The sequence below is a fragment of the Sphingobium sp. TKS genome (assembly GCF_001563265.1).
Taxonomy (GTDB): domain Bacteria; phylum Pseudomonadota; class Alphaproteobacteria; order Sphingomonadales; family Sphingomonadaceae; genus Sphingobium.
Genome location: NZ_CP005086.1, coordinates 131528 through 157472, shown reverse-complemented (window position 1 = coordinate 157472; position 25945 = coordinate 131528). Strand labels below are relative to the sequence as shown.

The 25945-nt window shown below is 59.6% G+C and carries 25 protein-coding genes; 24 read left to right on the top strand and 1 reads right to left on the bottom strand.

Annotation, left to right across the window (positions count from 1 at the left end):
• Positions 1 to 78: 78 nt before the first annotated feature.
• The 8 genes from K426_RS28235 to K426_RS28200 all read left to right on the top strand — a co-directional run bounded on the left by K426_RS28235 (position 79) and on the right by K426_RS28200 (position 7947).
• Positions 79 to 1335, top strand: coding sequence for a cytochrome P450 (locus K426_RS28235; protein WP_158511805.1), 1257 nt, complete (start codon positions 79 to 81; stop codon positions 1333 to 1335).
• Positions 1336 to 2445, top strand: coding sequence for a Gfo/Idh/MocA family protein (locus K426_RS28230; protein WP_066564660.1), 1110 nt, complete (start codon positions 1336 to 1338; stop codon positions 2443 to 2445).
• A complete protein-coding gene (locus K426_RS28225) occupies positions 2442 to 3080 on the top strand; it encodes a nuclear transport factor 2 family protein (RefSeq protein ID WP_066564658.1) in 639 nt (212 codons plus the stop codon). Before K426_RS28230 ends, K426_RS28225 begins: the two co-directional genes overlap by 4 nt.
• Positions 3077 to 4309, top strand: coding sequence for a CaiB/BaiF CoA transferase family protein (locus K426_RS28220; protein WP_066564655.1), 1233 nt, complete (start codon positions 3077 to 3079; stop codon positions 4307 to 4309). Before K426_RS28225 ends, K426_RS28220 begins: the two co-directional genes overlap by 4 nt.
• Complete coding sequence (locus tag K426_RS28215) at positions 4306 to 5226, top strand: hydroxymethylglutaryl-CoA lyase (RefSeq protein ID WP_066564652.1); 921 nt, start codon at positions 4306 to 4308, stop codon at positions 5224 to 5226. Before K426_RS28220 ends, K426_RS28215 begins: the two co-directional genes overlap by 4 nt.
• Positions 5223 to 6629, top strand: a complete 1407-nt coding sequence (gene leuC, locus K426_RS28210; RefSeq protein WP_066564650.1) for a 3-isopropylmalate dehydratase large subunit — start codon at positions 5223 to 5225, stop codon at positions 6627 to 6629. The genes K426_RS28215 and leuC overlap by 4 nt, the downstream gene beginning before the upstream one ends.
• Positions 6629 to 7255, top strand: a complete 627-nt coding sequence (gene leuD / locus K426_RS28205) for a 3-isopropylmalate dehydratase small subunit (RefSeq protein ID WP_066564647.1) — start codon at positions 6629 to 6631, stop codon at positions 7253 to 7255. Before leuC ends, leuD begins: the two co-directional genes overlap by 1 nt.
• An 89-nt stretch (positions 7256 to 7344) precedes the next feature.
• Positions 7345 to 7947, top strand: a complete 603-nt coding sequence (locus K426_RS28200) for a VOC family protein (RefSeq protein ID WP_206377578.1) — start codon at positions 7345 to 7347, stop codon at positions 7945 to 7947.
• A gap of 76 nt (positions 7948 to 8023) precedes the next feature.
• Here K426_RS28200 and K426_RS28195 read toward each other — a convergent pair whose 3' ends face one another.
• On the bottom strand, positions 8024 to 8902 hold the full coding sequence (locus tag K426_RS28195; RefSeq protein ID WP_066564645.1) for a helix-turn-helix domain-containing protein: 879 nt from the start codon (positions 8900 to 8902) through the stop codon (positions 8024 to 8026).
• A gap of 149 nt (positions 8903 to 9051) precedes the next feature.
• Between K426_RS28195 and K426_RS28190 the strand changes: the two genes are divergently transcribed.
• From K426_RS28190 to K426_RS28115, 16 genes are all read left to right on the top strand, one after another.
• On the top strand, positions 9052 to 10224 hold the full coding sequence (locus K426_RS28190) for an alpha/beta hydrolase (protein ID WP_066564642.1): 1173 nt from the start codon (positions 9052 to 9054) through the stop codon (positions 10222 to 10224).
• 50 nt (positions 10225 to 10274) lie between these two features.
• The gene (locus tag K426_RS28185; RefSeq protein ID WP_066564639.1) at positions 10275 to 11444 is read left to right on the top strand and encodes an acetyl-CoA acetyltransferase; all 1170 of its coding nucleotides are present in this window, start codon (positions 10275 to 10277) and stop codon (positions 11442 to 11444) included.
• A gap of 45 nt (positions 11445 to 11489) precedes the next feature.
• Positions 11490 to 12266 (top strand): SDR family NAD(P)-dependent oxidoreductase, encoded by a 777-nt coding sequence (locus K426_RS28180; protein WP_066564628.1) that lies wholly within the window; start codon positions 11490 to 11492, stop codon positions 12264 to 12266.
• A 93-nt stretch (positions 12267 to 12359) separates the two neighbouring features.
• Positions 12360 to 13709, top strand: coding sequence for a cytochrome P450 (locus tag K426_RS28175; protein ID WP_145907830.1), 1350 nt, complete (start codon positions 12360 to 12362; stop codon positions 13707 to 13709).
• Positions 13706 to 14038: a Rieske (2Fe-2S) protein gene (locus K426_RS28170; protein WP_066564622.1), complete on the top strand. Its 333-nt coding sequence runs from the start codon at positions 13706 to 13708 to the stop codon at positions 14036 to 14038. The genes K426_RS28175 and K426_RS28170 overlap by 4 nt, the downstream gene beginning before the upstream one ends.
• 37 nt (positions 14039 to 14075) lie before the next feature.
• Positions 14076 to 15800, top strand: coding sequence for a diflavin oxidoreductase (locus tag K426_RS28165; protein WP_158511804.1), 1725 nt, complete (start codon positions 14076 to 14078; stop codon positions 15798 to 15800).
• Between the two features lie 69 nt (positions 15801 to 15869).
• Positions 15870 to 16718, top strand: a complete 849-nt coding sequence (locus K426_RS28160) for a TauD/TfdA dioxygenase family protein (RefSeq protein ID WP_082749249.1) — start codon at positions 15870 to 15872, stop codon at positions 16716 to 16718.
• A 45-nt stretch (positions 16719 to 16763) separates the two neighbouring features.
• Positions 16764 to 17522: a glucose 1-dehydrogenase gene (locus K426_RS28155; protein WP_066564781.1), complete on the top strand. Its 759-nt coding sequence runs from the start codon at positions 16764 to 16766 to the stop codon at positions 17520 to 17522.
• A 40-nt stretch (positions 17523 to 17562) separates the two neighbouring features.
• The gene (locus tag K426_RS28150) at positions 17563 to 18429 is read left to right on the top strand and encodes an enoyl-CoA hydratase/isomerase family protein (RefSeq protein ID WP_066564616.1); all 867 of its coding nucleotides are present in this window, start codon (positions 17563 to 17565) and stop codon (positions 18427 to 18429) included.
• A gap of 86 nt (positions 18430 to 18515) precedes the next feature.
• Complete coding sequence (locus K426_RS28145) at positions 18516 to 19403, top strand: enoyl-CoA hydratase (RefSeq protein ID WP_066564614.1); 888 nt, start codon at positions 18516 to 18518, stop codon at positions 19401 to 19403.
• A gap of 29 nt (positions 19404 to 19432) precedes the next feature.
• Positions 19433 to 20935 (top strand): AMP-binding protein, encoded by a 1503-nt coding sequence (locus tag K426_RS28140; protein WP_066564612.1) that lies wholly within the window; start codon positions 19433 to 19435, stop codon positions 20933 to 20935.
• A gap of 51 nt (positions 20936 to 20986) precedes the next feature.
• Positions 20987 to 22621 (top strand): GMC family oxidoreductase, encoded by a 1635-nt coding sequence (locus K426_RS28135; protein WP_066564611.1) that lies wholly within the window; start codon positions 20987 to 20989, stop codon positions 22619 to 22621.
• A 3-nt stretch (positions 22622 to 22624) separates the two neighbouring features.
• The gene (locus tag K426_RS28130) at positions 22625 to 23479 is read left to right on the top strand and encodes an enoyl-CoA hydratase/isomerase family protein (protein WP_066564609.1); all 855 of its coding nucleotides are present in this window, start codon (positions 22625 to 22627) and stop codon (positions 23477 to 23479) included.
• On the top strand, positions 23469 to 24230 hold the full coding sequence (locus K426_RS28125; RefSeq protein ID WP_066564606.1) for an SDR family NAD(P)-dependent oxidoreductase: 762 nt from the start codon (positions 23469 to 23471) through the stop codon (positions 24228 to 24230). The genes K426_RS28130 and K426_RS28125 overlap by 11 nt, the downstream gene beginning before the upstream one ends.
• Before the next feature lie 2 nt (positions 24231 to 24232).
• Entirely contained in the window at positions 24233 to 25039 is an 807-nt protein-coding gene (locus K426_RS28120) for an SDR family NAD(P)-dependent oxidoreductase (protein ID WP_066564604.1), read from the top strand.
• Positions 25040 to 25072: 33 nt separating this feature from the next.
• Positions 25073 to 25867, top strand: a complete 795-nt coding sequence (locus K426_RS28115) for an SDR family NAD(P)-dependent oxidoreductase (protein ID WP_066564603.1) — start codon at positions 25073 to 25075, stop codon at positions 25865 to 25867.
• The last annotated feature ends 78 nt before the right edge of the window (positions 25868 to 25945 follow it).

Sequence of the window (25945 nt, the reverse complement as noted above, 5' to 3'; positions counted from 1 at the left end):
GGACGAACCAGTAAGTTTTGAATGACGTCCGAACGACTTCGCAAGAAAGTCGGAACCGGCAGTCAGTGGAGCAGGAATATGGAAACCGTGAAGGATGACCTGGGTAGCTACACATCGGGTGAAGTGCAGCGATGCCCTTTCCCTTTCCTAAATCGGTTGCTGGAAGAAGCGCCGGTATACCGGGACCCCGGTACGGGGATGTACATCGTCAGCCGTTATGACGACATCAATTATGTCAACAGCAATCCCGGGATCTTTTCGAGCAAGACGCCGATCATGATCAACCGGCAGACGTCGGTGTCCGAAGAGGTGGCGAAGCGTTATCGCGAGCGCGGCTGGCCCGAAGAGCATGTGCTGGCGTTCGCCGACCCGCCGGAACACGGCCTTCACCGGGCATTGGTCGATAAAGTGTTCACGCCAAGCTATGTCAAGAAGCTTGAACCCTATGCGTTAAACCTCGTAGACGAGCTGATTGACGGATTTATCGAGCAGGGTGAGACCGACCTGAGTTCGGGATTTGCCGTTCACCTGCCGATGTACATTATTTCCGACCAGCTTGGCGTTGCCCGGGAAGATTATGAGCAGTTCAAGCTCTGGTCGACGGCTTGGGTGGATCGCAACGACCCCAACTGTCCTCCGGAGCGCGAGCTCATGCTGACGGATCGCATGATCGACATGCAGAATTATCTGGCGGCCCGCGCGCGCGAATATGAAGCGGCGCCCAATGACAATATGCTGAGCCGGCTCGTGCATGCGGAGGTGAACGGCGAAAAGCTGACGATGGGCCAGCTGCTGATGATCGCGCAGCTCATCCTTGTCGCAGGCAACGAGACCACGACCACGGGCATCACAAGCGCCATGTATATGATCCTGAGCGATCCGGCGTTGAAGGCGCGGCTGATCGCCGATCCCGCACTGATTCCGGCCGTGATAGAAGAGATGCTGCGCGCCCATGCCCCGGTGCCGCATCAATATCGCTATACGACGCAGGACACCGAACTGTGCGGTGTGGAGATCCCCAAGGGAACGGTGGTCCAAGTCAGCTACCTAGCGGGCAATTATGACAAGGCGAAATGGGAATGTCCCGAGAAGATCGACATCGACCGCAAGGGCGTTCGGAACCATCTGGCTTTCGGTCGAGGCATTCACTTCTGCGTCGGTAACCAGCTTGCGCGCATGGAGATGCGGGTGGCGATCAACCGCCTGCTGGAACGATTGAAGGACATCCGCATATCTGAAAATCATCCAGCACCAAGGTTTATGGAGCATTTCCAGATCCATGCGCTTGAAAGCCTCCATGTGAACTTCACGCCCGGTTCGCGGGTGGCCGGATAGATGCCTGGGACCGCAGCACCGCTAGGCGTTGGCTTCATTGGATTGAGCGCCAAGGGAGGCTGGGCCGCCACGGCCCATTTCGAGGCACTTCGCGCCATGCCGGATCGTTTTGTGATCCGGGCGCTGTCCGCTTCGACGCCGGGCAGTGCTCAAGCCGCGGGTGAGGCTCATGACATTGGCTTCGCCACGGACGATCCTGCCATACTTGCCGCGCAGCCGGGCATCGACCTGGTGGTCGTCACCGTCAAGGTGCCGCATCATAAGGAACTGGTCGCTCAGGCCCTAAATCGGGGCAAGGCGGTCTACTGCGAATGGCCGCTCGGCAAGGATTTGGACGAAGGGCGCGCGATCGCGGCCTCCGCCGAGGAACGCGGCGTCAGAGCCTTTGTGGGCCTGCAGGGTCGGAGTGCACCGGCTATCCGCTACCTGCGCGATCTGGTCCGGAAGGGTTATGTTGGCGAGGTGATTTCGTCCAATGTGATCGGTGCGGGCGGATTTCCCTGGGGCGGTGCCGCCATGGCCGGCATGGCCTATGTGCTGGACGATACGAGCGGGGCGACGATGCTGAGCATTCCGTTCGGCCATATGGTCGACATGTTCACCTGGGTTCTCGGCGATTTCTCGCGCCTTCATGCCAGCCTGGCGACGCGCTACCCGTTGGTGAAGCTCGTCGATGCGGACGGGAGCGTTGACGCTACAGCTCCAGACCAGATTGCGGTCGGCGGTATATTGGACAGCGGCGCGGTCGTTGCGCTTCAGTATCGCGGAGGCGATGCGCCAGAATGTGGATTCCGTTGGGAAATCAACGGGAGAGATGGGGTTCTCATCGTGGAAGGCAACAGCGGTCATCTTCAATATGGCCATGTGCGGATAAGCGGTCGCCAAGGCACCGGGCCGACCGATGATCTGACCGTTCCGGCGCAATATCGGCTGCTGCCGACCGATCCCTTGGGATATTCCGACGCCGTCGCGCATGCCTACCGCGCGGTCCATGAAGACCTCACCACCGGTTCTTCGATCGCTCCGACCTTTGATGATGCCGTCAAAACTCACCGGCTGCTCGATCGCATCGAGCGCGCAGCAGACTGGAACCGGAGAAGCAGCATATGATGACGCTTGAGGAGATGCAGGAAAAGCTGACCTATCTTATGGATCGGCAGGAAATTCTGGACGTGGTGAACCGGTACTGCCGTGGCGTCGATCGTCTCGACAGGGAGATGGTGATGTCCGCCTATCATGAAGACGCGATCGACGATCACAACATGTTCGTCGGATCGCCGGACGAATTCTGGTCCTGGGTGCGCAAGATGCATTCAGAAAATCATAGCGCGACTCAGCACATGATCGGCAATCACCTCGCCTGGATCGACGGCGATGTCGCGCATTGTGAAACATATCTGTCCTATTCCGGCATGAACAAGACGGGAGCCCCGTTCAGCGCCATTGGCGGCCGCTACATTGACCGCATGGAAAAGCGGAAGGGCAAATGGGGTATCGTCGCGCGCGAATATATCGTGGACTGGGTGGCGCCTTCCATCAATACGGTCGAAGGATCGAAGACCCCGGAAGGCGGCGCAAATTACGATTGCCTGCAACCATTCGAGTTCAAGGTCGCCGAAACGGCTCCGCAGCCCAGCCGGGATCGCCTCGATCCATCCTATCGCCGGCCCCTTGAGATCGATCCCGACCGGATCAGCAATTACAAGGCGTTGAGCGGCGCTGCGAAGGATGCGGTGGGCGCATGAGCGACGAGCAGGGCGGCGAAGGGGGTGTCCTTTCGGGCATCCGCGTGCTGGAGATCGGCCATTTCGTTGCCGCGCCTTTCTGTACACGCCTGCTTGGGGATCTGGGCGCCGAGGTCATCAAGATCGAGCCGCCACAGGGGGATCCGGTGCGACAATGGGGCGCCCAGGTCAACGGGCGGTCGCTTTGGTGGTCGGTTCACGGGCGCAACAAGCGTAGTGTCGCGCTCGACCTCAAGACCCCCGCCGGTCGTCAGGTTCTGCTCGATCTTGTCGAGCACTGCGACGTAGTCGTGGAGAATTTTCGCCCCGGCCAACTCGCCAAGATGGGACTTGCCCCGGAGGTGCTGCGTGAGCGCCAGCCGGGGCTGATCGTCGCGCATGTTTCGGGCTATGGCCAAAGTGGGCCGGGACGCAATCAGGCCGCCTTCGGCGTGATCGGCGAAGCGATCGGTGGTATCCGACATCTGACGAACCATCCCCCCGGAACCTATGGGCTGCCGCCGGTTCGTGTAGGCGTCAGCATCGGTGACTCGCTGGCGGGACTATATGCCGCCTTCGGCATCGTCTCCGCCCTCTGGCGCCGGGAGAGTTTTGGCGCAGACCCCAGGTTTCAAATGGTGGACGTCGCGCTGACCGAAAGCGTGCTCAGTTTGATGGAGGGAATGCTTCCCGAATTTGGCGCATTGGGCAAGGTCAAGCAGCCGACGGGTGGCGCGATCGCCACCGCCGCGCCGTCCAACGCCTATCCGACAGCCGATGGGCAATGGATTCTCATCGCCGCCAATTCCGAGCCCCTCTTTGCCAAATTGCTGGGCATTATGGATCGAGCCGACCTTATCGACGATCCGCGATTCCAGGGAAATGCGCAACGTGTCCGCCACGCTTGCGAGCTTGACGCGCTGATCGAGGAATGGAGTCGTGGCCACGCGGCCGAGAGGCTCTCGAAGATGCTCGCCGACGCGGATATCCCGGCTTCGAAGGTCTACACGGCCGAGGATATCGCGCGCGACCCTCAATATCGTGCGCGCGGAATGGTACGCGAACTGGAGGATCCCCTGCTTGGGATGGTCCTTCATCCGGGCATCGTGCCGCATTTTCCCGACGGCCCGGGACAAGTGCGCAATACTGGTCCGGACATCGGTGCCGATAGCGAAACCCTCCTGAAGGATCTGCTGGGTTACGACGAAACACATATTCTCGAACTCAAAAGCGCCGGAGTTTTGAAATGAGCGCATCATTAGTTTCGATTGTCGAGGTCGGCCCTAGGGACGGCTTTCAGCCGATCGGTGAATTCATTCCCACCGCGCTAAAGGCATTGTTGATCGACATGCTTTATGACGCCGGCATAAGGCGCATGGAGGCGACGGCGTTCGTAAGCCCTCGCGCGGTCCCGCAAATGGCCGACGCTCCGCAATTGCTTGCCCATTGCGCGACGAAACCGGGCCTGGATATTCAGGTGCTCGTTCCCAGCCAGCGTCAGGCGGAGCGCGCGCTTGCCGCCGATGCACGGCACCTTGCCTTCGTGCTTTCAGTTTCGCCCAAGCACAATCAGAGTAATGTGTTGCGGACGCCGCAGGAATCTGTCGAAGATTTTCGGGCAATCGTTGCACTGCTCCCGCCTGACGCCAAGATTCGTCTGAACCTTGCCACCTCGTTCGATTGCCCGTTTGATGGCCCAGTCGATCCGGCTGCCACGCTCAATCTGGTCGAGGCACTGGCAAAGGTGTCGGCGGAGGCGGAATACTGCCTGTGCGATACGACTGGCCGGGTGACCCCGGACAGGGTTGGCGACCTTTTCCGAAGCGCGAAGGAACGTTTCCCGCAGCTTCGTCACTGGGCCTTTCACGGCCATGATACCTATGGCCTTGGTGTGGCCAACGCGCTGGCGGCGTTCAACGCGGGCGTGTGGGTGATCGACTCATCCTTTGGGGGGCTAGGCGGCTGTCCCTTCGCTCCGGGTGCGACAGGCAACGTTGCGACCGAAGATCTCATCTGGACGTTCGCAAAGATGGGGGTGGCTACAGGCATCGATCTGTCGCGCTTGCTGGAGGCGGCGGACAAAGCCGCGACCCTCCCTGGCGCTTGTGTCGGCGGGCGGGTTCGTGACGCGCTGAATGCACAGACACGCCGGGAGGAAATGGCGTGACCGGCAAGCCCCGCACTCTCTTCGAGAAAATCTGGGAAGCGCATGCGATCCTGGAGCTTGATGATGGATCGTGGCTGCTCCAGATCGATCGCCATCTGATCAATGAGGTCACCAGCCCGCAGGCTTTCGAGGGACTTCGCACAGCGGGTAGGCAGCTTCCGTATCCGCAACTGACGATAGCGGTTGCGGATCATAATGTGCCCACCGAAAATCGCGACAGGCCGATCTCGGATCCCGACAGCAGACTTCAGGTAGAGACGCTCGAACGGAACGTCGCGGAGTTCGGCGTGCCGTACGTTCCGCTGCGCAGCGAGGCGCAAGGCATCGTTCACGTCATCGGCCCCGAACTAGGCCTGACGCTTCCCGGCATGACGATCGTCTGCGGGGACAGTCATACCTCCACCCATGGCGCCTTCGGCGCCTTGGCCTTCGGCATCGGCACGTCGGAGGTGGAGCACGTCCTTGCTACCCAGACCTTGCGGCAAAAGTGGGCACGCACCCTGCGCGTGCAGGTCGAGCATGCCCTACCCATCGGCACTACGGCGAAGGATCTCGTCCTTTATATTATCGGCAAGCTTGGGACCGCTGGCGGAACCGGCCATGTGATCGAATATGTCGGGCAGGCGATTACTGACCTAGACATGGCCGGGCGGATGACCGTGTGCAACATGTCGATTGAAGCAGGCGCCCGCGCTGGCCTTATCGCGCCCGACAGCAAGACCTTTGCATGGCTGGAGGGCAGGCCCAGCGTTCCGGCTGGGGCAGCCTTTCAAGAAGCGACGGATCGCTGGCTGGAGTTGCGGTCCGACCCCGGCGCCACGTTCGACAAGGAGCTGCTCGTGGATGCCAGGGAGGTTGCACCTATGGTGACATGGGGCACCAGCCCGGAAGCCGTAATCCGCATCGATGAGGCGATACCCTCGATCGAATCGCTGGAGCTTGGGAAGCAGGATCAGGCGCGTACCATGCTCGATTATATGGGGTTGCGGCCGCGGCAGGCGATCATGGGCGTGCCGATCGATGTCGTCTTTATCGGCAGCTGCACAAATGGGAGGATCGAGGATCTGCGCAGCGCTGCGGCGATCGCGGCTGGGCGTCACGTGGCTAAAGGCGTGCGCGCGCTGGTCGTGCCGGGTTCCGGCAGCGTCAAGCGTCAGGCTGAAGAGGAAGGGCTTGCCGATATATTCCGGGATGCGGGATTTGAGTGGCGGGATGCTGGATGTTCGATGTGCTTGGGGATGAATCCCGATCGCTTGTCGCCTGGGCAACGCTGCGCTTCCACCTCCAATCGCAATTTTGAGGGGCGGCAAGGGCCTGGCGGTCGAACGCACCTCATGTCGCCGGCCATGGCAGCGGCAGCGGCAGTGGCGGGGTCGATCACCGATGTCAGGACCTATTTTTGATGCGGAAATTCACGGAACTTGACGCAATCGCGGCCTCTCTGCCACAGGACAATGTCGACACTGACAAGATCTTGCCGGGCGAATTTCTCAAGACGGTCAGCCGCGCGGGGCTGGGCGCCGCCCTGTTCGCACGCATGCGCTACCGCGAAGATGGGTCCGAAAATCTGGGGTTCATCCTCAATCGCGACCCCTGGCGGAATGCGGGCATCCTGATCGCCGGGCATAATTTCGGCTGTGGCTCAAGTCGGGAGCATGCGCCATGGGCGCTGATCGACTTTGGGATCAGCGTAATTATCGCGAAAAGCTTCGCGGACATCTTTTACAATAATTGCTTCAAGAACGGGATCCTGCCGATCATCCTCGAGTTACAGGAACACGAACGCTTTCAGCGCCTCGCCGAAATCCCTGCCACCGCCCGCATGAAGATCGACCTTGTCCGGCAATGTATAGAAGCCGATGGCGCCTATGTTTCAGCGTTCGACATCGACGCTGGCCGCAAGGCTGCGCTCTTGGAAGGGGTTGACGAGATTGGCGAGACATTGAGACGCCAGGAGCAGATTGATGCATGGAGGCGACAAAATGTGAGCATCGGCGAGATGCCAGCAATATCCGTCGCCCGCGAGTAGCGGATCGGTCCCGCGACTTGGGGACAGCGGCCTGCGGAGCTTTTCATTATCAGCAACCTGTTCCCAACCAGAGAGGAATTTCCATGGTTATGTCCGCCGAGACGGCGGTTGCCGATCCTTCGGCACGGCTCACTCCGCACATGCTTAGTCATGCAGCTTGGGTGACGCATGATGTCGAAGCGACTGCCGATTTCTACATGAACATCATGGGCATGGAATTGGCAAGTACGGTCATCGACGACACAATCCCTTCGACTGGCGATCCGTTTCCCTATTTTCATATCTTCTTTCGGATGAAAGATGGGTCCACGATCGCCTTCTTCGAGGCTCCTGGATTACCGGCACGTCCCCCTGTGTCTCATCCTGCCTATGACATATTCGATCATATCGCATTGCAAGCGGAGACGCGCGAGGAAGTCGATCAGTGGCACCGATGGCTTACGAGCAAGGGCATTGAGGTCGTGGGGCCGACCGATCACGGGGGCTTGATCTACAGTATCTATTTCCGGGATCCCAACGGCCTTCGTCTCGAAATCACCTATCCGACCGATCCAGATTGGAATCGCCACTCCGCCAAGGGACAGGCCGACCTGACTATGTGGAACGAAGGCAAAAAGCTCGCCATTGCAGCCGGACGGGATGTCAGTCAAGCGATGACCGAGCTGATCGCCGCGCGACGCCGAAAGCCTTGAAGATTACCGTCTAACTGATGCTTCAAGTACATGCTAAGTTATCTGCCGGCCCCGGACCAAGGGGGCCGGCATTATGCTATGAAGTGGACGCTATCTCCTCTGGCTTCCACGACAGCGGAGCGGGTTCGCGGGTGGCGCGATCCTGCCAGTGGCTCCATAGATCCAGGTACCAGAGCAACAGTTCCCGCTGGGTTGCGATACCCAATCTCTGATAGGTCCGCTTCCGGTACGTCATCACGGTTTCCTCGCTGATGTTGAGCTCGAGCGAGATGCCGACAGTGGACATGCCGTAGATGATACGGCTGCAGACTTCCGCCTCGCGCCTCGGGAGCGATGAGGCGCATGCAGAGATGCAAGTTTCGATTTCGTGAAGGGACGTGAGGGCGACCGATATGTTGGGTCCGTCCCAAGTGATACTGATATGCTTGGCGAGGAGAGCGAAAATTGTTCCTGCGATCGACTGCACCCCGTTGATATCGGAACTAGTGAATGGGCCTGCATCGGAGGAGCGCAGTACGCTTAGCCCAACGATGTCATCGCCCCAGCGGGAACAGATGAGCAGGCGATCGCCGATATCCGGCTGGCCGTAGACGATGTCGCGTAGAACGTCGTCGCCAAGATGGGCGATATCAGTACGGACGAACGCCTCATCTTCGGACGAGAGGCGGAGCTTGGCTTCCGTAAGGGTAGGATCTCGGCGCCACAGGCCTTCCTTGAGATAAACGCCGACCTGCCGATGGGCGGTGTCGGAACCGTCCATGCTGGCCGCCGTCACTTCGATCAAATTGTCGGCGGTCAGGTGAAAAACCGTGGCGTGCTCGGCCCCGCAGGTATCATTGAGGAGCGTCAGCAGCTTTACGCCAAACTGTTTCTGTCCGATGGACATTATCAAGGCGGGAAAATTCGCGGCAAGCTTGTGAAGCGCTAATTCCGGTAAGGCGGTCCAAAAAGGCATAGTCTCTCCGTTGAGCCATGCCGATTTTTTGCTTTTTGGTCCCGCGCAGTAGGGACACGAGCACGCCTGGCTTCCTGCTACATCCTAGGCATCGATACACAGATTCACAAGGCCGAAAGGCTTTTGAAGCAGGAAGGCACGGTTCTTGCATGCCGCATGCGCACGAAATCACCTTTGAATGGGTCCACATCCACTACGATGAGACGCAAAGTTTCACCGAAACCTATGGTTTCGCAGGCAATCAAGGTGCTGTGAACCTCGAGGGAATCCTCATCCGACCCGCCGGCATTCCATGCGAAACGTTGCAGATCTACATGCATCCGGCTTCAACGCTGCAGCTCCTTCCAGTACCCAGGGAAGCTGCACGTCGGGGAGCCCATGTCCTGTGCGCTGGCAGCCGATACGCGCGGAACGACACCGCCTGCATATTGGAGAATGTCCTCCTCGATCTCGGGGCGTATATCCGGCACGCCAAATCGGTATGGGGATACAAGCGCATCGTCCTTGTAGGCTGGAGCGGTGGCGGATCGCTGTCCCTCTTCTACCAATCGCAGGCAGAATCACCGACTATCACCCACACGCCGGCAGGCGATCCTCTGGACCTTACGAAAGCCGGCCTGATTCCCGCTGATGCGGTGGTGTTCCAGGCGGCGCATAGTTCGCGGGCCAAACTTCTGCTCGATATCATCGACCCTTCGGTAATCGATGAGCGCGATCCAGATGTGCGCGACCCTGCACTCGATATCTATGCGGGAAAGCTCGAGCCTCCTTATTCGGCCGAGTTCATCGCCCGATATCGTGCGGCACAATTGGCGCGGGTTCGCCGGATCACCGAGTGGGTGAAGAGCACGCTTGAACGCTTAAGGACCGCAGGTGGAGCGGAAAAGGAGCGGGGGTTTGTCACGCACCGGACACTTGCCGATCCTCGCTTTCTGGATGCGACCCTCGATCCCAATGACCGGCCGATCGGCCGATGCTATCTGGGGGTGCCAGAAACTGTGAACAGCGGTCCGGTTGGGCTCGCGCGTTTTTCCACTCTGCGCGCCTGGCTCTCGCAATGGTCGATCGATGATACCAACGCAGAAGGAGTTGCGAACGCCGCGCGGATTTCTGCGCCGCTCCTCTTCATAGAAAACACGGCCGACGATGCGGTCCCTCAGTATCACTGTCGGTCCGTTTATGAGGCGGCTACGTCTACGGACAAGCAGCACATCGTGATCGAAGGGGCGACTCACTACTATGTGGGACAACCTCAACATCTCGAACGCGCGACTTCACTCACGCAGGACTGGCTTGCGGAGCGGGAGATCTTAGGGCGCTAAACTGGGCTAAATTGCTTTGGAAACTTACATCTTTGTCGTGGAGTACGAACGTGACCGCTTCGATCATTGGTTGGGGGCATACGCCTTTTGGAAAGAAACCCGACGAAACCGTGGAGACATTGGTCGTTGCAGCGGCAAATGAAGCCATCGCCCATGCCGGTATTGGGCCGGAAGATGTCGATTCCATCGTCCTGGGACACTTCAACGCGGGCTTTTCAAAACAGAATCTGACGTCGGCATTGGTGCTGCAAGCCAGTCCTCTGCTGCGTTTCAAGCCCGCATTGCGAACGGAAAATGCCTGCGCTTCTGGGTCGGCCGCAGTTTTCCAAGGCGTTAACGCCATCGAAGCAGGCCGGGCGGAGATCGTTCTTGTGGTCGGCGTCGAGAAGATGACTGATTCTACCTCGCCGCAGATCGCCGAAAACCTGCTTCGCGCCTCCTATCTCGCAGAAGAAGGTGAAACTGAGGGCGGGTTCGCAGGTATATTCGGTAAGATAGCGCAATCCTATTTTCAGAAATATGGTGACCAGACCGACGCGCTGGCGCGGATTGCCGCCAAAAATCATCGGAATGGTGTAAGCAATCCCTGGGCCCAGATGCGCAAGGATCTTGGATATGAATTCTGCCGGGCTGAAAGTGAGCACAATCCTTTCGTCGCAGGTCCGTTGAAGCGGACCGATTGCTCCTTGGTGTCCGACGGCGCGGCCGCGGTCGTGTTGGCGGCGCCAGACATAGCCGCTGGCGCCGCGCGCGCCGTCCATTTCCGCGGGAGAGGGCATGTTCAGGATTTCCTGCCTATGTCGCGGCGCGACATCACCCAGTTCGAAGGCTGCACCAAGGCTTGGCAGAGGGCATTAGCGGAGGCGGGCATCACTCTCGACGATCTGTCGCTTGTCGAGACACATGACTGTTTCACGATCGCCGAGCTGATCGAATATGAAGCCATGGGCCTCGTTCCCAGCGGTGAGGGCGCGCGAGCCGTGCTGGAAGGCTGGACGGAGATCGGCGGGCGCCTTCCCGTCAACGCCTCTGGCGGTTTGAAGGCCAAGGGGCATCCGATCGGGGCAACCGGCGTGTCGATGCACGCGCTTTGCGCCATGCAGCTATGCGGCGAAGCACCCGAAGGGATGCAGGTTACCGGGGCCGAACTGGCCGGTGTGTTCAACATGGGCGGGGCGGCAGTCGCCAATTATGCGAGCGTACTGGTGCGGGTCCGCTAACGCTTCGGACTCCCCGACAAAATAAGAAATATGGAGAGAGATAAGATGGCAGCGCGTTTCGACGGCAAGACAGTGCTCATTACCGGTGCTGCAAGCGGCATCGGCCAGGAAAGCGCTCTGGCTTTCGCGGAGGCCGGCGCGGTCGTGGTCGGCATTGATCGCTCCTCGGACGGCTTGGATGAAACGGCTGAAAAACTCCGCGCCATCGGGGCTCGGTTCGAGCCCATAACGGCAGATGTCGCAGACGAAGATTCGGTTGCAACCGCGATAGATCGGGCGAAGGCCGTTACTGGGCGAGTCGATTGCGCCTTCAACAACGCCGGCATAACCCAATCCTCGACGCTCGCGGCGGACCTAACCCTGGATGAGTGGGACCGCGTGATGCGGATCAACGTCACCGGTGTCTGGCTCTGCATGCGCGCCGAAATCAAGGTCATGCAGACGCAGGGCGGGGGATCCATAGTCAACACGGCATCCTTCCTGAGCCATCACAGCATGCCGATGCAGACCGCCTATGCGGCAAGCAAGGCGGCGCTCGTTGGACTGACGAAAAACGCCGCCATTGAATATGCGACCGCCCGCATCCGCATCAATGCGGTAGCGCCCGGCGGGATTCCGACCGGCATGATGGCGCAGAGCCTGTCCGGTCTGGAGCGGGAGCAGGAGGATGCCGCCCGGCAGGCTATCGCGGACATGCATCCCATGAAGCGGCTAGGCAAACCTCGTGAGATCGCCCAGGCCGTCATGTTCCTCAGCTCCGATCAGGCGGAGTTTGTGACAGGGGTCTGCCTTCCCGTCGATGGCGGCTGGTCGGCGCTATAGCAGCATGGCGACGTGCGGCGTCGTTGGTCCCCAGCATCGGTGACATACACGGCGGCTCACTCACCTTAATTTCGATGATGCAAGTTTCAAGCGGTGGATGCGTCGGCAAGCGGCCGCGCACTTCCGCAATGGGAGAGTATGAACATGGACACCGTGCCACAGGCAGCCAAGTCTCAGTGCCCGGTCTCGCGTGTCAAGATCGACACGCTTGATACCATGCAGCAGGTTCTTCGCTCCAAGGCAGTCGAAGAAAATGCCGATGTATCAGCGGACAATTACGTGTGTCCGAACGCCTTGGCCGCGATTAACGTGCGCGAATTCCAGCAAGGCAATCTCGCCATGAGCAATGGCGACGTTCATCGCCAGCGCAGGCGCCTGCTCAATTCGCTGGTGCGGCCCGAACAGCTCGTCCGCTTCCGAGAGGACATCATTCTACCTTCCGTCGACCGGTGGATGGGGCGCATGATCAAGCGCAACGAGGACGGCGCGTTTGGTTGTGACCTAGCCGGCGTGGTCGAGCTGATTTTCCTGGAATTCGCGGCGAAGATCATCGGTATCGAGGGCGTCGAGTCGGAGGAGGGCATGGCGCGGTTGCGCGGATGCGCGCTGCCGATCTTTGGGGGTCTGAGCGCGGCGCATTTCGAGGATCGCGAAGGCGTTACCAAAGCGGGCATCGAAGCGAAAAAGGTTTTCGTTGAAGAATTTTACCGTCCGTCGCTCGAGTATACTCGTCAGCAGTTGAAGGGGCTTGAGGCGGGTGAACTGACGGAAGAGGATGTGCCGCTCAACCTGTTGCAGATGATTGCTACGCAGGCCCATGAAAGTTATGCCGACGAGGATGTCGGCATCAAGGAGGCGATCCTCTTCTTCGTCGCGACAACCGGCACCAGCGTGCAAGCCGTGCTTTCTACCGTCGAATATCTTCTCGACTGGTTCGAAAAGCATCCCGACGATCGCGGCTGCATCGAGGATATGGAATTCGTGAGCAACGCCTTGCAGGAGGCACTGCGGCTCCGTGCGCCCTTTGTCCCTTTCCTCACGCGGCTGGCTGTCGAGGATCTCGAGGTCAGCGATGTTCACCTGAAGGCAGGTGACGAAGTGCAGGCATGGGTGGCGCGGGCGGGTCGCGATGCTGCGGTTTTCGGCGACGACGCCAATGAATTCAATCCGCGGCGAGAGATTCCAGAGGGTATCAGCCGCTATGGCTTGGCGTTTGCGACCGGCGCGCACCAATGCCTAGGCCTGCGGGCCGTACTTGGCAATGACGGCAAGAGCGGCAGTCATCTGAGGCTCGTTCAAGGTCTCTTCCGCGCGGGAATCAGGCGGGATCCCCACGCGCAGGCGCAAACATTGCCGCTTAAGCCATCGGACGATCCCCGCGATCAGATCCCCACTTACATTTCTTTCCCCGTCATCCTCGACAATTGGAGTCCGCGCGCATGAGCAAGGTTGAAATCCTCAAAGTCACTGACCTTCCGCCCGGTGAGATGCGGAAGATCGAGGTTGGCGATCGCACGCTCTGCGTCGCGCATATCGAGGATCATGGGTTCCGCGCTATCGATGATCGGTGCACCCATGAGGACGAGTCCCTCAGCGAGGGATGGATTTGCGGCGACAGCGTGGAATGCCCGGCGCACAGTTCCCGTTTCAGCTTCCTGACGGGTGAGGTGACGGGCGTACCGGCCTGGATTCCGGTCAAGGTCTATCCAGTCGAAGTCGAGGGCGACAAAATTTATGTGACGTTCGACAATGCCGAGGCGGCGTCGGCGTGATCTCTCCGTTCGACCTTTCCGGCTGGAGATCCTTGCGGTGACATTGATCGAAACGGCCTTCGATGCGCATCAGGTCCAAGGTGACATGCCCGACGGCGTGCACGATAGGCATGACCACGAGGCATCGAACGGCGATGGCGGTTTGAAAGCAGGATCTGTGACGGTTCTGTTCGCGACGGAGACAGGCGCCAGCGAGGATGTCGCTAAGGCTTTGGGTAAGGCTGTTGAACAGAATGGACTGACTGCCCGGGTCATCGATATGGCGGACGCGGACATTGCCGACTTAGCGGACATCGAGATCGCGCTTTTCGTTGCCAGCACGACCGGTGACGGTGATGCGCCCTACGCGGCAGAGGGCTTCTTTGCCGCTCTCAATTCTGCCGATGCCATATCACTCGATCATCTGCGCTACGCCGTGCTGGCTCTTGGTGATTCAACGTACGAGCATTTTTGTGCAGCCGGGCGTCGCCTGGACGAAGCACTTGTTGCACTCGGCGCACGGCGCCTTCTCGACCGGGTGGACTGCGACATCGACTATGAGGAACCGGCAGCAGAGTGGCGGGCCGCCGTGCTCGCAACGATCACGCATAAGCCGGTAGTCACCCCGTCTGTCGGCCTAAGCAATGGTTTAGCAGCGGCGCGTCGTGAAAAATATCGATTGACCGAGGGCATCGTGGTTGAGAGCCGCGTGCTGACGGGTGAGGGTTCGACGAAGGCCACGCGTCATCTTGCGCTATCGCTGTCGGACACGACTGCAGGGGCTTATGAGCCCGGTGACGCGTTAGGAGTCATCGTCGAAAATGATCCGGCTCTGGTAGCAGCTGTGCTTGATGCTGGGCGGCTCGCCGCAGAAACGGTTGTGACGCTCAAAGGGGAGACGCTGATGCTCGGCGATGCGCTCCGCCTCTATCTGGATGTTACGGCGGTAACGCCGCGCTTCCTCGAGGCATGGGGTGCAGCGTCGGCCAGCCAGTTGCTTCCTGCTCTTGGCTCGGGATCGGAGAGCAGCCCGCCCACGGTCGTGACGCGCGATCATCACATCGTCGATATCATGCGGCGCTATCCCGCTGCCGACCTAGAAGCGCAGACCTTTGTCAACATGTTGCGGTCTCTGCAGCCTAGGCTTTATTCGATTGCATCCAGTCTCAAAGCCGTTCCGGGTCAGGTGCATCTGACCATCGCCCCCGTCGCTTACATGCTTTGGGGTGAAGAGCGCCGGGGCGTAGCCACCGGTCAGCTATGCGAGAGGACGCCCGTCGGGACACGTGTTCAAGTTTATGTGCATTCCAATTCGCATTTTCGCCTACCCGCCCCGGAAGTTCCGGTCATTATGATTGGCGCGGGCACGGGCGTCGCCCCCTATCGCGGGTTCTTGCAAGAGCGCGCCGCGCAGGAAGGTGCAGGCCGGGCGTGGCTGTTCTTTGGTGAGCGCAATCGGTCCACTGATTTCCTTTATGAGGACGAACTGAGCGCGTTTTTGCAGTCGGGCATTCTGACCCGAATTGATACCGCTTTCTCGCGTGACGGGGAAGCCAAGGTTTATGTGCAGCATCGGCTTGTGGAAGAGGCCGATGAACTCTGCCGTTGGATTGCCGATGGTGCTCATGTCTTTGTCTGCGGCGACGCGGCTAACATGGCTCCGGATGTGCATCGTGCCCTGATCTCCGTCTTCCAGATTGGGATGGGGCTTACCGCTCCAGCAGCCGAGGCATTCCTTCGAACTTTGCAAAGCGAGGATCGGTACCAGCGGGATGTGTACTGAACGGTGAAACGGGACGCGGCCCGCGAGCAGGTCCGCCATGCGATAAAATCCAGCATCTAGGAGGTTGTGATGTCTGTTCAATCGGCAACGAAGATTTCAAGAATTCAGCCATTCGGGGTTGAGGTGGACCTCGACCTGCGTGAAGAGAAGAATGACGACGAGGTGGTCCGCCTGTTCAAGGAGCATGGCTATCTTGTCTTTCGCGAACAAGCATTGACGCAGGATCAGCAGAAGCGGGTGATGTCCAAGCTGGGCCCCGTCCTGGAAGATTTCACGACGGTTGGGTATGTTTCGAATACCCGAAAAGATGGCATTCTAGGCGACTCCGAGGTCTCTTTTCACCTCGACTTCCTCTACACACCGGTTCCGCTTCTGGGCATTTCCTTGCACGGGATCGAAGTGCCCTATGAAGAGACGTGGACACGGTTCGCAAGCGGAAGTCTGGCGCTCGAAGCGCTCGCACCCGCGACCAGAGAGCGTCTGCGCGGTCTCAAAGGCCTCAATCTCTTCTCCGCCAGCGAAGAAGGGTTAACCGGACGCCAGCGCATTGAAGGCTACCCGGATAATGCGCCCCGCGCTGAACATCCGCTGATACATGTCGATCCCATCACGGGTAAGGAAGTGCTCTTTGCAACCCAGCAAAACACGGCTCTCGTCGTCGGGCTGAGCGAAACAGAGAGCGAGGATCTGCTCGCTGAACTGCACGAGCATCTTTACGCCGATGCAAACATTTACGAGCATCGGTGGCGTAATGGCGACCTCGTGATCTGGGCGAACCAAGCATATCATCATGCGCGCGGCGGGCTTGTACCGGGTAAAACCCGGACGTTGCAGCGCGTCTGCATCACCGATGGCGTGGCGGAAGACTATCGCCCTCCCATTCCCGACGATCGCCTTCCCGAAAACATGCGCAAATGATGCATTTCTCGGCACCGATTAGTGGGAGCAACGCACGTGAATAAGATGGATTGGAGCGGACGGGTTGCGCTCATTACCGGTGCCGGCAGTGGCATCGGCCGTTCCGCCGCGCAGGAGTTCGCGGCTTTGGGCGCAAAGGTGGCTGTGCTTGACCGCGATGAGCGCGCCGGGAGCGAGACCCTGGAGGCCATTCTTCGAGCGGGGGGTGAGGCGATCTTCCTGCTCACTGACGTGACCAATGAGGACTCTGTCGCGGCCTCGGTCGGCGAGACGGTGAGCCGCTTCGGCCGCCTCGACGCAGCCTATAACAACGCGGGGATCTCACCGGATACCGGCACCACGGTGGATTGTACGCGGGAACTTTGGGATCAAATATTCGCCGTCAATGTCACCGGCGTGTGGTTGTGCATGAAGCACGAGATCCAGGCCATGCTCAAGACAAGCGGCGGAGCAATCATGAACACGGGGTCGGTTTCTTCGCTGCGCGCAGCGCCGCAGTTGCCCGCCTATGTGGCGAGCAAACATGCGCTGATCGGCCTTACCAAGGTAACTGCGCTCGAATATGCCAAGCAGAACATTCGGGTGAATATCGTATGCCCCGGCGTCATAGAAACGCCAATGCTCGCTAAGAAAGCAGCCGAAGGTTTCTTCAGCATCGACCAATATGTCCAGTCGTCCGTGCCCATGAGCAGGGCGGGCCGGCCGGACGAAATCGCTTCGGCCGTCATATGGGCGTGTTCCGAAGCGGCCTCTTACCTGACCGGAGCAACGCTGTCGGTCGATGGCGGAATGGTCATCGCCTGATCGGGTCGATCATTAATTTGGATTTTAAGGAGAAGATGTGATGAGCGAGCGTCCAGAATATTTCGACAAGTACAAGACCCTCAAGTTCGACCGATCGGCGGACGGTGTTCTCGTCGTGCAGTGGCATAGCAATAACGGACCGGTGCTCTATGGCGCTGAGCATCATTCCGAATGGGCCCCCGCTTTCACGGATATTGGGGGCGACCGTGACAATCGTGTCGTCGTGTTCACCGGCACCGGCGATGTCTTCATCGACCGCCACGGCGAATGGGGTGTTCCCATTAAAACGCCCAGCAATTTCGATGTGCCCTCCTGGGGCGAAAAGATGATGTTCCGCCGCTTGTTCGAAATCGAGGCGCCGTTGATCTGCGCCTGTAATGGCCCGGCGCTGATCCACGGCGAGCTGATGGTTCTGGGCGACATCAACCTTGCATCGACGACCGCCGTTTATGCCGATGAGGGTCATTTCACTGCCGGCGAGGTGCCCGGTGATGGCGTGCACATCCTGTGGCAGGAACTGCTGGGGACCAACCGCGGCAAATATTTCCTGCTCACGGGCCAGCATATCGATGCCTATGAAGCCCAGCGTCTGGGCGTCGTCAACGAAGTTGTGAAGCCTGAAGAGCTGATGCCCCGTGCCCTAGAACTCGCTCACCAGATGGCAACCTACGATGATCTAACCCTTCGCTACACGCGGCAGTGCTTCGTGGATCGCTGGAAGCAACTGTTCAACGACCGGGTTGGGGTGGGATATGGCATGGCGCTGCAGGCACTTTCCCACATGGATCGTGGTTGGATGGTCTGGGACAAGAGCAACGAGGGGCAGGAAACCTACTCCAAGCTCGAGCGGCTCTATCCCAAAAACCAAGCCGACGCGGGCGCGGGGCGTAAGCGCGACGCTGCTTGATGATTGTCTGGGACGCCTGACAATAGGAGCTCAGGCGTCCCTGGCACAGATCGGCCGATAACAGGCACTGCGGGATAGGATGAGCTATGACGAGCGAAGTTGGACGAGAGGCGTTTGAGACCATAGTGTTCGAGGACGTCGTTCCGGGCGTGGTGCGGATTGCACTTAATCGGCCCGAGAGCCGCAATGCCCAGAATGCGGCGATGCTCTATGAGCTCAATACTGCCTTCAACCAAGCCGCTCGGGACGACTCGGTCAAGGTGATTATCCTCGCCGCGCGGGGAAAGCATTTCTCCTCCGGCCATGACCTTCGTATTCCGGATTTCGTGGCGGAAATGGCGCCTTGGGATCCTGTGGGGACCTGGTGCGGTTTCAGCTGCACGGGAGCCGAAGGGCGTATGGGGATTGAAAAGGAAATGTTCCTCGGCCTCTCCGAGCGCTGGCGCAACATTCCGAAGGTCACGATCGCTCAGGTTCAGGGAAAGGCGATCTCCGGCGGACTGATGCTCATTTGGCCGTGTGATATCATAATTGCGGCGGAGGACGCAGAATTCGCCGATAATACGGCTGATATTGGGGTCGCCGGTGCTGAATTCTTCAATCACCCATGGGAACTGGGGGTCCGCAAGGCTAAGGAAATGCTGTTCACCAGCGATTTCATCGATGCACAGGAGGCTTATCGGCTGGGAATGGTGAACCATGTGGTTCCCAGGGAGGAACTGCAAAGCTTCACCGAGGCCATGGCGTGCAAAATCGCCAAAAAGCCAGCCTTCACGCTGAAGCTTCTCAAGGAAGCCGTTAATGCCGCGCAAGATGCACAAGGTCGCGTGAACGCTATGGGCACGAGCTTCGCTCTGCATCAACTTAGCCATTCACATAATGAGCAGATTTTTGGCCTGCCGATCGATCCCACTAACCTCCCAGCCGCTGTGAGGGACAAGGCCGCCTGGAAGGGCAAGCCCGCTTCTGAATAAGCGGTGGCACATTATAAAGGATGTTGCGAATGGCCATAATTCCTCTGGCTGAAATTCCTGCGCGGGGTTCAGCGCTCCATGGCTGCGATGCGTGGGCGATCCGGCATGGCGACGATGTGATAAGCTGGGGCGAATTGGCTGACCGGGCGCTCCGGCGCGCCCATGCGTTGCGTGGCGTCAACATCGGCCCTGGCGATCTTGTCACGTTGGCGCTTCCGAATGGATCGGCATTTTACGAGCTGATGTTCGCACTTTGGACGATCGGGGCTACGCCGCACGTTGTATCCTATCGTCTGCCGCTCGCCGAACTTCAAGCGATCGTAGCAGTGGCAGAGCCGAAGATGGTGATCGCATCCGACGCGGCGCTACGGAAAGCATTCGGGGCGCAGCCTGGTGATTTTGGACGCGACCATCCGGAAGCAACGCCGCTACAGGCCGTCATCGCTCCCCGATGGAAAGCGATGTCTTCCGGGGGATCGACCGGCCGCCCGAAGATTATCGTAGCCCCGGGGCCAAACAGTTTCGATACCGATCGGAAACCCCCATTGCGATTTCCCGACAAGGGGCCGATCCTCGCAACTGGCCCAGTCTACCACAACATGCCGGTGACGACGAACATCCAGGCATTGTCTGAGGGCCACTCGATCATCGGCATGACGCGGTTCGATCCGGAGGAGGCGCTTCGACTAATTGAAGCTTTCCGAGTTAAATGGACAAGCTTCGTACCGACAATGATGATGCGAATTTCGCGCCTGCCCAAAGAGGTGCGCGAAAAATATGACGTCTCCTCGCTTGAGACGGTGTGGCATTGGGCTGCGCCCATGCCGCGAGAGCTCAAGCAGGAGTGGATCGACTGGCTTGGTCCCGAGAAGATTTGGGAAATTTACGGGGGTACAGAAGGGATTGTCACCACCATATTGAACGGCGTTGAATGGCTGGCCCATCGCGGGTCGGTGGGGCGTCCGTACCTCGACAAGATCAAGATCGTCGATGAAGCAGGCAAGGAATTGCCGCGCGGGGAAGTGGGCGAGATTTTCGCGCTTCCGGCCGGAGGCCGGGGGTCCACCTATCGCTATATCGGCGCCGACGCGCGGACGACCGAAGATGGCTTTGAAACCTTGGGCGACTTCGGTTGGATGGATGAAGACGGCTATCTCTACATCGCCGATCGCCGCACCGACATGATTGTGTCGGGGGGCGCTAACATCTTCCCAGCCGAGGTCGAAGGCGCCTTGATGGCGCACTCGGACGTAGAGGGAGCCGTGGTCATCGGGCTGCCCGATGATGATTATGGCGCCACCACCCACGCTATCGTTCAACCGACGGTGGAGGCGCAGGGGCGCCTAACCGCCGACGAATTGCTCGCATTCCTGCGCGAAAGGCTGGTTGCCTACAAGCTTCCGCGAAGTTTCGAGTTCGTGACGGGCGCGCTGCGGGACGACGCCGGCAAGGTCCGGCGGCAGCAACTGCGCGAAGAGCGCATCGCTGCCATGGAGGAAACGAAAGTAAACCGGCCGTCAGCGGTAGGGTGAGGTCGATCGGCCGACCTTTTGAGCGACATGGCCGAGCCGGAGAGGAAGCATATGAAAGACGACGCGATAGTCGCTGATTACATCATCGTAGGCGGGGGTAGCGCCGGCGCGGTACTCGCAAACCGGCTCAGCGAAGACGGGCGGTCCAAGGTGGTTCTTCTCGAAGCAGGGGGGAACGGCCGGTCGCTGGTGATGCAGGTTCCCGCCGGCGTGGTTCAGTTGATTGGCAACACCAAATACGACTGGGTCTATCCCCAGGATCCGGACCCCACCATCGACAATCGGTCATTCGCCTGGTCCGGCGGCAAGGCATTGGGGGGTGGCAGCGCCATCAACGGGATGGTCTATGTCCGCGGCACGCGACGGGATTATGATCGCTGGGCCGAGGCGGGCGCAACGGGCTGGGGCTTCAACGATGTCTTCCCCTATTTTCTCAAGTCTGAGAACTGGTCGGGCAAGCCGAGCCAAGCTCATGGGTCGCACGGTCCGCTGTCCGTTGCGCCCATGCGACCAGGTTTCCACCCGCTAACGCATACCTTTTTGAAGGCCTGCAACGAGCTTGGAATTCCGACCCTTTTCGAATATCAGGACGGGCAGATGGAAGGGGTGTATCTCACCCATGGCTCGCAACGCGACGGTTGGCGCTGTAGCACGGAGAAAGCCTATTTGCGCCCAGCCCGCTCGCGGCCCAATCTCGAGATCATCGTCGATGCCGATGTTGAACATGTGGACTTTGAAGGTGCGCGCGCGGTCGGGGTTACCTATCTGCACAAAGGCATCAAGCGCAAGGCCAGGGCGCGCGGCGAAGTGATCCTCTCTGCAGGCGCTATGGGGACACCGGCCTTGTTGATGCGCTCTGGCATCGGGCCTGCCGGTATCCTGCAAGAGCACGGCATTAGTGTTCGCCAGGATGCGTCCCAGGTCGGCGCCAATCTTCAGGAACATCCGGGCGTCGGGCAGAATAAATATGTGAACCAGCCGACGATGAACAGCCGGATGCGGCCTGTCGATATTCTCCGTTATCTATTGCGCTATGCATGGAACCGCAGCGGTCCGCTTTCCGCACCGGCTGTACCGGCAATGGGCTTGGTGCGAACGCGCGACGATCTGGATGAGCCCAACGTCCAGTTCCATTTCATGCCGCTCGGCTACGACATGGACCCCAACGCAACCTCCTGGGATTCCAGTGGACTTCCAAAGGAACAGATCATCACGCTCTATGCGTCCGTCTGTCACCCCAAGAGTCGTGGCAGAGTCGTGCTGAACGCAGATCTCCGGCCACGGATAATGCATCGTCTTTTCGATGACGAGCGAGATTTGGCCACGATGATCGAGGGCTGCAAGTTGATCAACCAACTCTATCATACACCAGCGATGCGGAGCCTTGTGACCGCCGACCGCAGTCCCAATCCGATTCCTGCCAACGATGAGGAATGGGCGGCGTTCATTCGCGCCAAGGCGGCGCTGGGCTATCATGCGGTGGGAACCTGCCGCATGGGCAGTGACGCTCAGTCGGTCGTCGATCCGCAGCTGCGGGTCCGAGGCATTGAAGGGTTGCGCGTCGCCGACGCATCCATCATGCCGACACTGCCGAGCACCAATACTAATGCCACCGCCATCATGATCGGCGAAAAGGCGGCCGATATCATCGCGGGCCGGGTGGCCGCAGCCAAACAGGCGGCCTGAGCCGTGAACCCCGCGGAATACAGCAAGCCACCGGTGCGCATCGAGCGGACCAACGGGGTTGCCGTTATAACCCTCTCAAACTCTCAGACAGGGAATGCGCTGGACGTCGAAATGGCCGAGGCGCTCCTTGAGAGAGTGCAGGAGGCAGCGCGTGATGCTGCGGTCCGATGCGTTCTGCTAACGGGGCAGGGGCGTTTCTTCTGCGTCGGCGGTGACGTGAAGCGTATCGCCGCAAGCGGAGACGAAGTGGGGATATTGCTGGACCGCATCACCACCCCGTTGCACGCGGCCGTCAGTAAATTACTCCATATGGACAAGCCGCTGGTGGTGGCTGTGAACGGCCCGGTGGCGGGCGGCGGCCTTGGGCTTGCGGCTGTCGGCGACATCGTTCTGGCGTCCGATGCCGCGCATTTTTCCATGGCCTATGCCGGCATCGGCTTTTCGCCCGACGGCGGCGCGACCTGGCTGCTGCCGCGCCTAATCGGACTGCGCAAGACACAAGAACTTGCCTATACCAATGGGCGCCTGACAAGCGCGGAGGCAGTGGCACTCGGCCTCGTAACGAGGTCGGTTCCCCCTGGAGACTTAGCTCGGGAAGCGCGTGCCCTAGCGGAAACGCTGGCGTCAGGCCCTGTCGGAGCCTTTGCCGCGACCCGCCGCCTGCTACTGTCTTCCGATAGCATGAGCCCCGAAGCGCAGATGGACTTGGAAGCGCTGAGCGTGCGCACCCAAGCTGCCGCTGCGGAAGGCAGGGAAGGCGTGGCGGCCTTCCTGGGCAAACGCCAACCGGATTTTGCGACAAGGGGCGGCGGAACGCGCTCAGCGCGAAGGGATTGGGAGAAACATTATGAAAATTGACGGCCTCACCGCGCTGGTGACAGGCGGGGCCTCGGGACTGGGTGCTGCAACCGCGGCCATGCTTGCGGCCGAAGGTGCGAAGGTCACGATCCTCGACCGGGACCGCGAGGCAGGTGATGCGCATGCTCGTGCGATTGAGGGGCGGTTCATCCCGGCGGATGTGACGGATGCGAGCGGCATTGAGGCAGCGCTGGCCGAGGCAGAGGCAGCTTTTGGGACAGCCCGGATCCTCGTAAACTGCGCGGGGATTGCGCCAGGGATCAAAACAGTTGGCCGCGACGGGACGCCGCACCCGCTCGATGATTTCCGACGGGCCGTTGAGATCAACCTCATCGGAACATTCAATGCTCTTAGTCAGTTCGCCGCGCGCCTCGTTGCTGCAGAGCCGATTGGCGAAGAGCGGGGCGTTATTGTGAACACCGCATCGGTTGCGGCTTTCGACGGGCAAATAGGGCAGGCAGCCTATGCTGCGTCGAAGAGCGGGGTTGTTGGACTGACGCTCCCCGTCGCGCGAGACTTGGCACGCGAAAAGATCCGCGTGATGACAATCGCGCCGGGCATTTTCATGACACCCATGATGAAGGCGTTTCCCCAATCCGCTCAAGACAGCCTTGGCCAGCAGGTGCCGCATCCGAGCCGCTTGGGTCAGCCCTATGAATATGCCGATCTTGTACGGTCGATCATCGTAAATCCCATGCTGAACGGGGAGGTCATCCGTCTCGATGGCGCAATTCGGATGGGGCCGAGATAATAATGCAAAAGGCGGGAGCGAAGACAACCAGGCCAACTGTAGATCTTGGCGGCCAGATTGCCTTTGTGACCGGTGCGGCTAGTGGAATCGGTCGTCAGACGGCAAGGGCTCTCGCTGAATCAGGCGCGATGGTGTTCGCCGCTGACAAGGCGGGTGCGGCATGTATTGAAACCTGTGCGGCCTTCCCCGAACGAATGTCTTACCTGGCCTGCGACGTCACAAGCGTCTCGAGCGTGCGAGCGGCACTCGATGCGGTCTGGCAGGAGCATGGTGCACTGGACATACTGATCAACTGTGCAGGCGTGTATTCGATGCAGCAGCTGATGGATGTCACAGAGGACGAGTTTGACAAGGTCCTGAATATCAACCTGAAGGGTCTGTTCTTCGTTAGCCAGATTGCCGCGCGCTATATGATCAAGGTGGGTGGGGGCGGTGCTATCGTGAATATCGCTTCGGCGGCTGGGCGCAAGCCATCCATCGGATCGCTTGTGTATTCAGCCAGCAAGGCGGGCGTCATCAACCTGACGCAGGGAATGGCTCAGGAACTCGCGCCCCATAAGATACGCGTGAATGCCATTGCACCAGGTGCCGTGGAGACACCCATGTGGGATGCCGTCAAGAGCGCCTACGAGAAGGGCGATTCTGAGAGTGCCTTGAGCATTGAAGCGGCCCTTCTGGCAGCGACGCCACTCGGACGTCTGTGTCGCCCACAAGATTGCGCCGACGCGATTCTCTACCTTTGCACTGACCAAAGCGCGTTCGTTACCGGCCAGACGCTGAATGTCGATGGGGGTATGTATTTCAACTGACGACTGAACCTGTCATTCATGAAAGGATAGGGCATGGCACAACTTGAGGGACGCCGCGCGCTCGTCACAGGTGCAGCCGACGGAATTGGAAGGGCGGTCGCGGAAGCCTTCGCACGCGACGGCGCTCGGGTTCTGGCCGTCGACATATCCGCTGAGAAGTTGCAGAGTGCATTTGCGGGCAGCACGGCAATACTTCCGGTTGCGCAGGACCTCGTGTCGGACAACGCGCACGAAACCCTTGTAACCACGGCCTCTGAGCTTTTGGGTGGACTGGACGTCCTCGTGAACAATGCGGGGATTCCGGGCGATCTAGCGATGCTGCATGAGACGACAGACGCAAACTGGAACCGCGTGTTCGCTGTGAATGTCGATGCTGTTTTTCGTCTCACGCGGGCTTGTGTGCCGTTGCTGCGATCGAGCCGATACGGGCGCATCATCACCACTGCCTCCGTCTGCGCGGAATATGGACTTCGACTCCAAGGGGCTTATGTCGCGTCGAAGCACGCTGTGTCCGGATTGATGAAGGGCTTTGCCATAGAACTGGGTTCATATGGGATCACGGCAAATTGCATCAATCCGGCGAACACGGTCACCGGCATAACGCGCAACTGGTTTTCCCCGGCAGATTCTGCTGAAGGGCAGGCTTATCTTGAAATAGCATCGGTACTCGGTCGTTATAGTCAGCCTGAGGATATCGCTGCAGCCGCCCTCTATCTAGCTTCCGATGGCGGTGGCTACGTCACCGGCCAGTCCATTACCGTGGATGGCGGGATGACATGTCGATTGCCATCCTTGTCGCACGCCACACGTTACGACGAAGTGGCCTAAAGCCACTGGCTCATAGAGCCCCGGATGCCGATGAGGTAGTGCAGGGACAGCCGGTAAGTGGCGGGTGTTCTTCGACTG

Bases quoted from the DNA above. Each gene is read 5' to 3' on its own strand.
- K426_RS28235 (WP_158511805.1), top strand. From the start codon at position 79: ATGGAAACCGTGAAGGATGACCTGGGTAGCTACACATCGGGTGAAGTG.
- K426_RS28230 (WP_066564660.1), top strand. From the start codon at position 1,336: ATGCCTGGGACCGCAGCACCGCTAGGCGTTGGCTTCATTGGATTGAGC.
- K426_RS28225 (WP_066564658.1), top strand. From the start codon at position 2,442: ATGATGACGCTTGAGGAGATGCAGGAAAAGCTGACCTATCTTATGGAT.
- K426_RS28220 (WP_066564655.1), top strand. From the start codon at position 3,077: ATGAGCGACGAGCAGGGCGGCGAAGGGGGTGTCCTTTCGGGCATCCGC.
- K426_RS28215 (WP_066564652.1), top strand. From the start codon at position 4,306: ATGAGCGCATCATTAGTTTCGATTGTCGAGGTCGGCCCTAGGGACGGC.
- leuD (WP_066564647.1), top strand. From the start codon at position 6,629: ATGCGGAAATTCACGGAACTTGACGCAATCGCGGCCTCTCTGCCACAG.
- K426_RS28200 (WP_206377578.1), top strand. From the start codon at position 7,345: ATGTCCGCCGAGACGGCGGTTGCCGATCCTTCGGCACGGCTCACTCCG.
- K426_RS28195 (WP_066564645.1), bottom strand. From the start codon at position 8,902: ATGCCTTTTTGGACCGCCTTACCGGAATTAGCGCTTCACAAGCTTGCC.
- K426_RS28190 (WP_066564642.1), top strand. From the start codon at position 9,052: ATGCCGCATGCGCACGAAATCACCTTTGAATGGGTCCACATCCACTAC.
- K426_RS28180 (WP_066564628.1), top strand. From the start codon at position 11,490: ATGGCAGCGCGTTTCGACGGCAAGACAGTGCTCATTACCGGTGCTGCA.
- K426_RS28170 (WP_066564622.1), top strand. From the start codon at position 13,706: ATGAGCAAGGTTGAAATCCTCAAAGTCACTGACCTTCCGCCCGGTGAG.
- K426_RS28160 (WP_082749249.1), top strand. From the start codon at position 15,870: ATGTCTGTTCAATCGGCAACGAAGATTTCAAGAATTCAGCCATTCGGG.
- K426_RS28155 (WP_066564781.1), top strand. From the start codon at position 16,764: ATGGATTGGAGCGGACGGGTTGCGCTCATTACCGGTGCCGGCAGTGGC.
- K426_RS28150 (WP_066564616.1), top strand. From the start codon at position 17,563: ATGAGCGAGCGTCCAGAATATTTCGACAAGTACAAGACCCTCAAGTTC.
- K426_RS28145 (WP_066564614.1), top strand. From the start codon at position 18,516: ATGACGAGCGAAGTTGGACGAGAGGCGTTTGAGACCATAGTGTTCGAG.
- K426_RS28140 (WP_066564612.1), top strand. From the start codon at position 19,433: ATGGCCATAATTCCTCTGGCTGAAATTCCTGCGCGGGGTTCAGCGCTC.
- K426_RS28135 (WP_066564611.1), top strand. From the start codon at position 20,987: ATGAAAGACGACGCGATAGTCGCTGATTACATCATCGTAGGCGGGGGT.
- K426_RS28125 (WP_066564606.1), top strand. From the start codon at position 23,469: ATGAAAATTGACGGCCTCACCGCGCTGGTGACAGGCGGGGCCTCGGGA.
- K426_RS28120 (WP_066564604.1), top strand. From the start codon at position 24,233: ATGCAAAAGGCGGGAGCGAAGACAACCAGGCCAACTGTAGATCTTGGC.
- K426_RS28115 (WP_066564603.1), top strand. From the start codon at position 25,073: ATGGCACAACTTGAGGGACGCCGCGCGCTCGTCACAGGTGCAGCCGAC.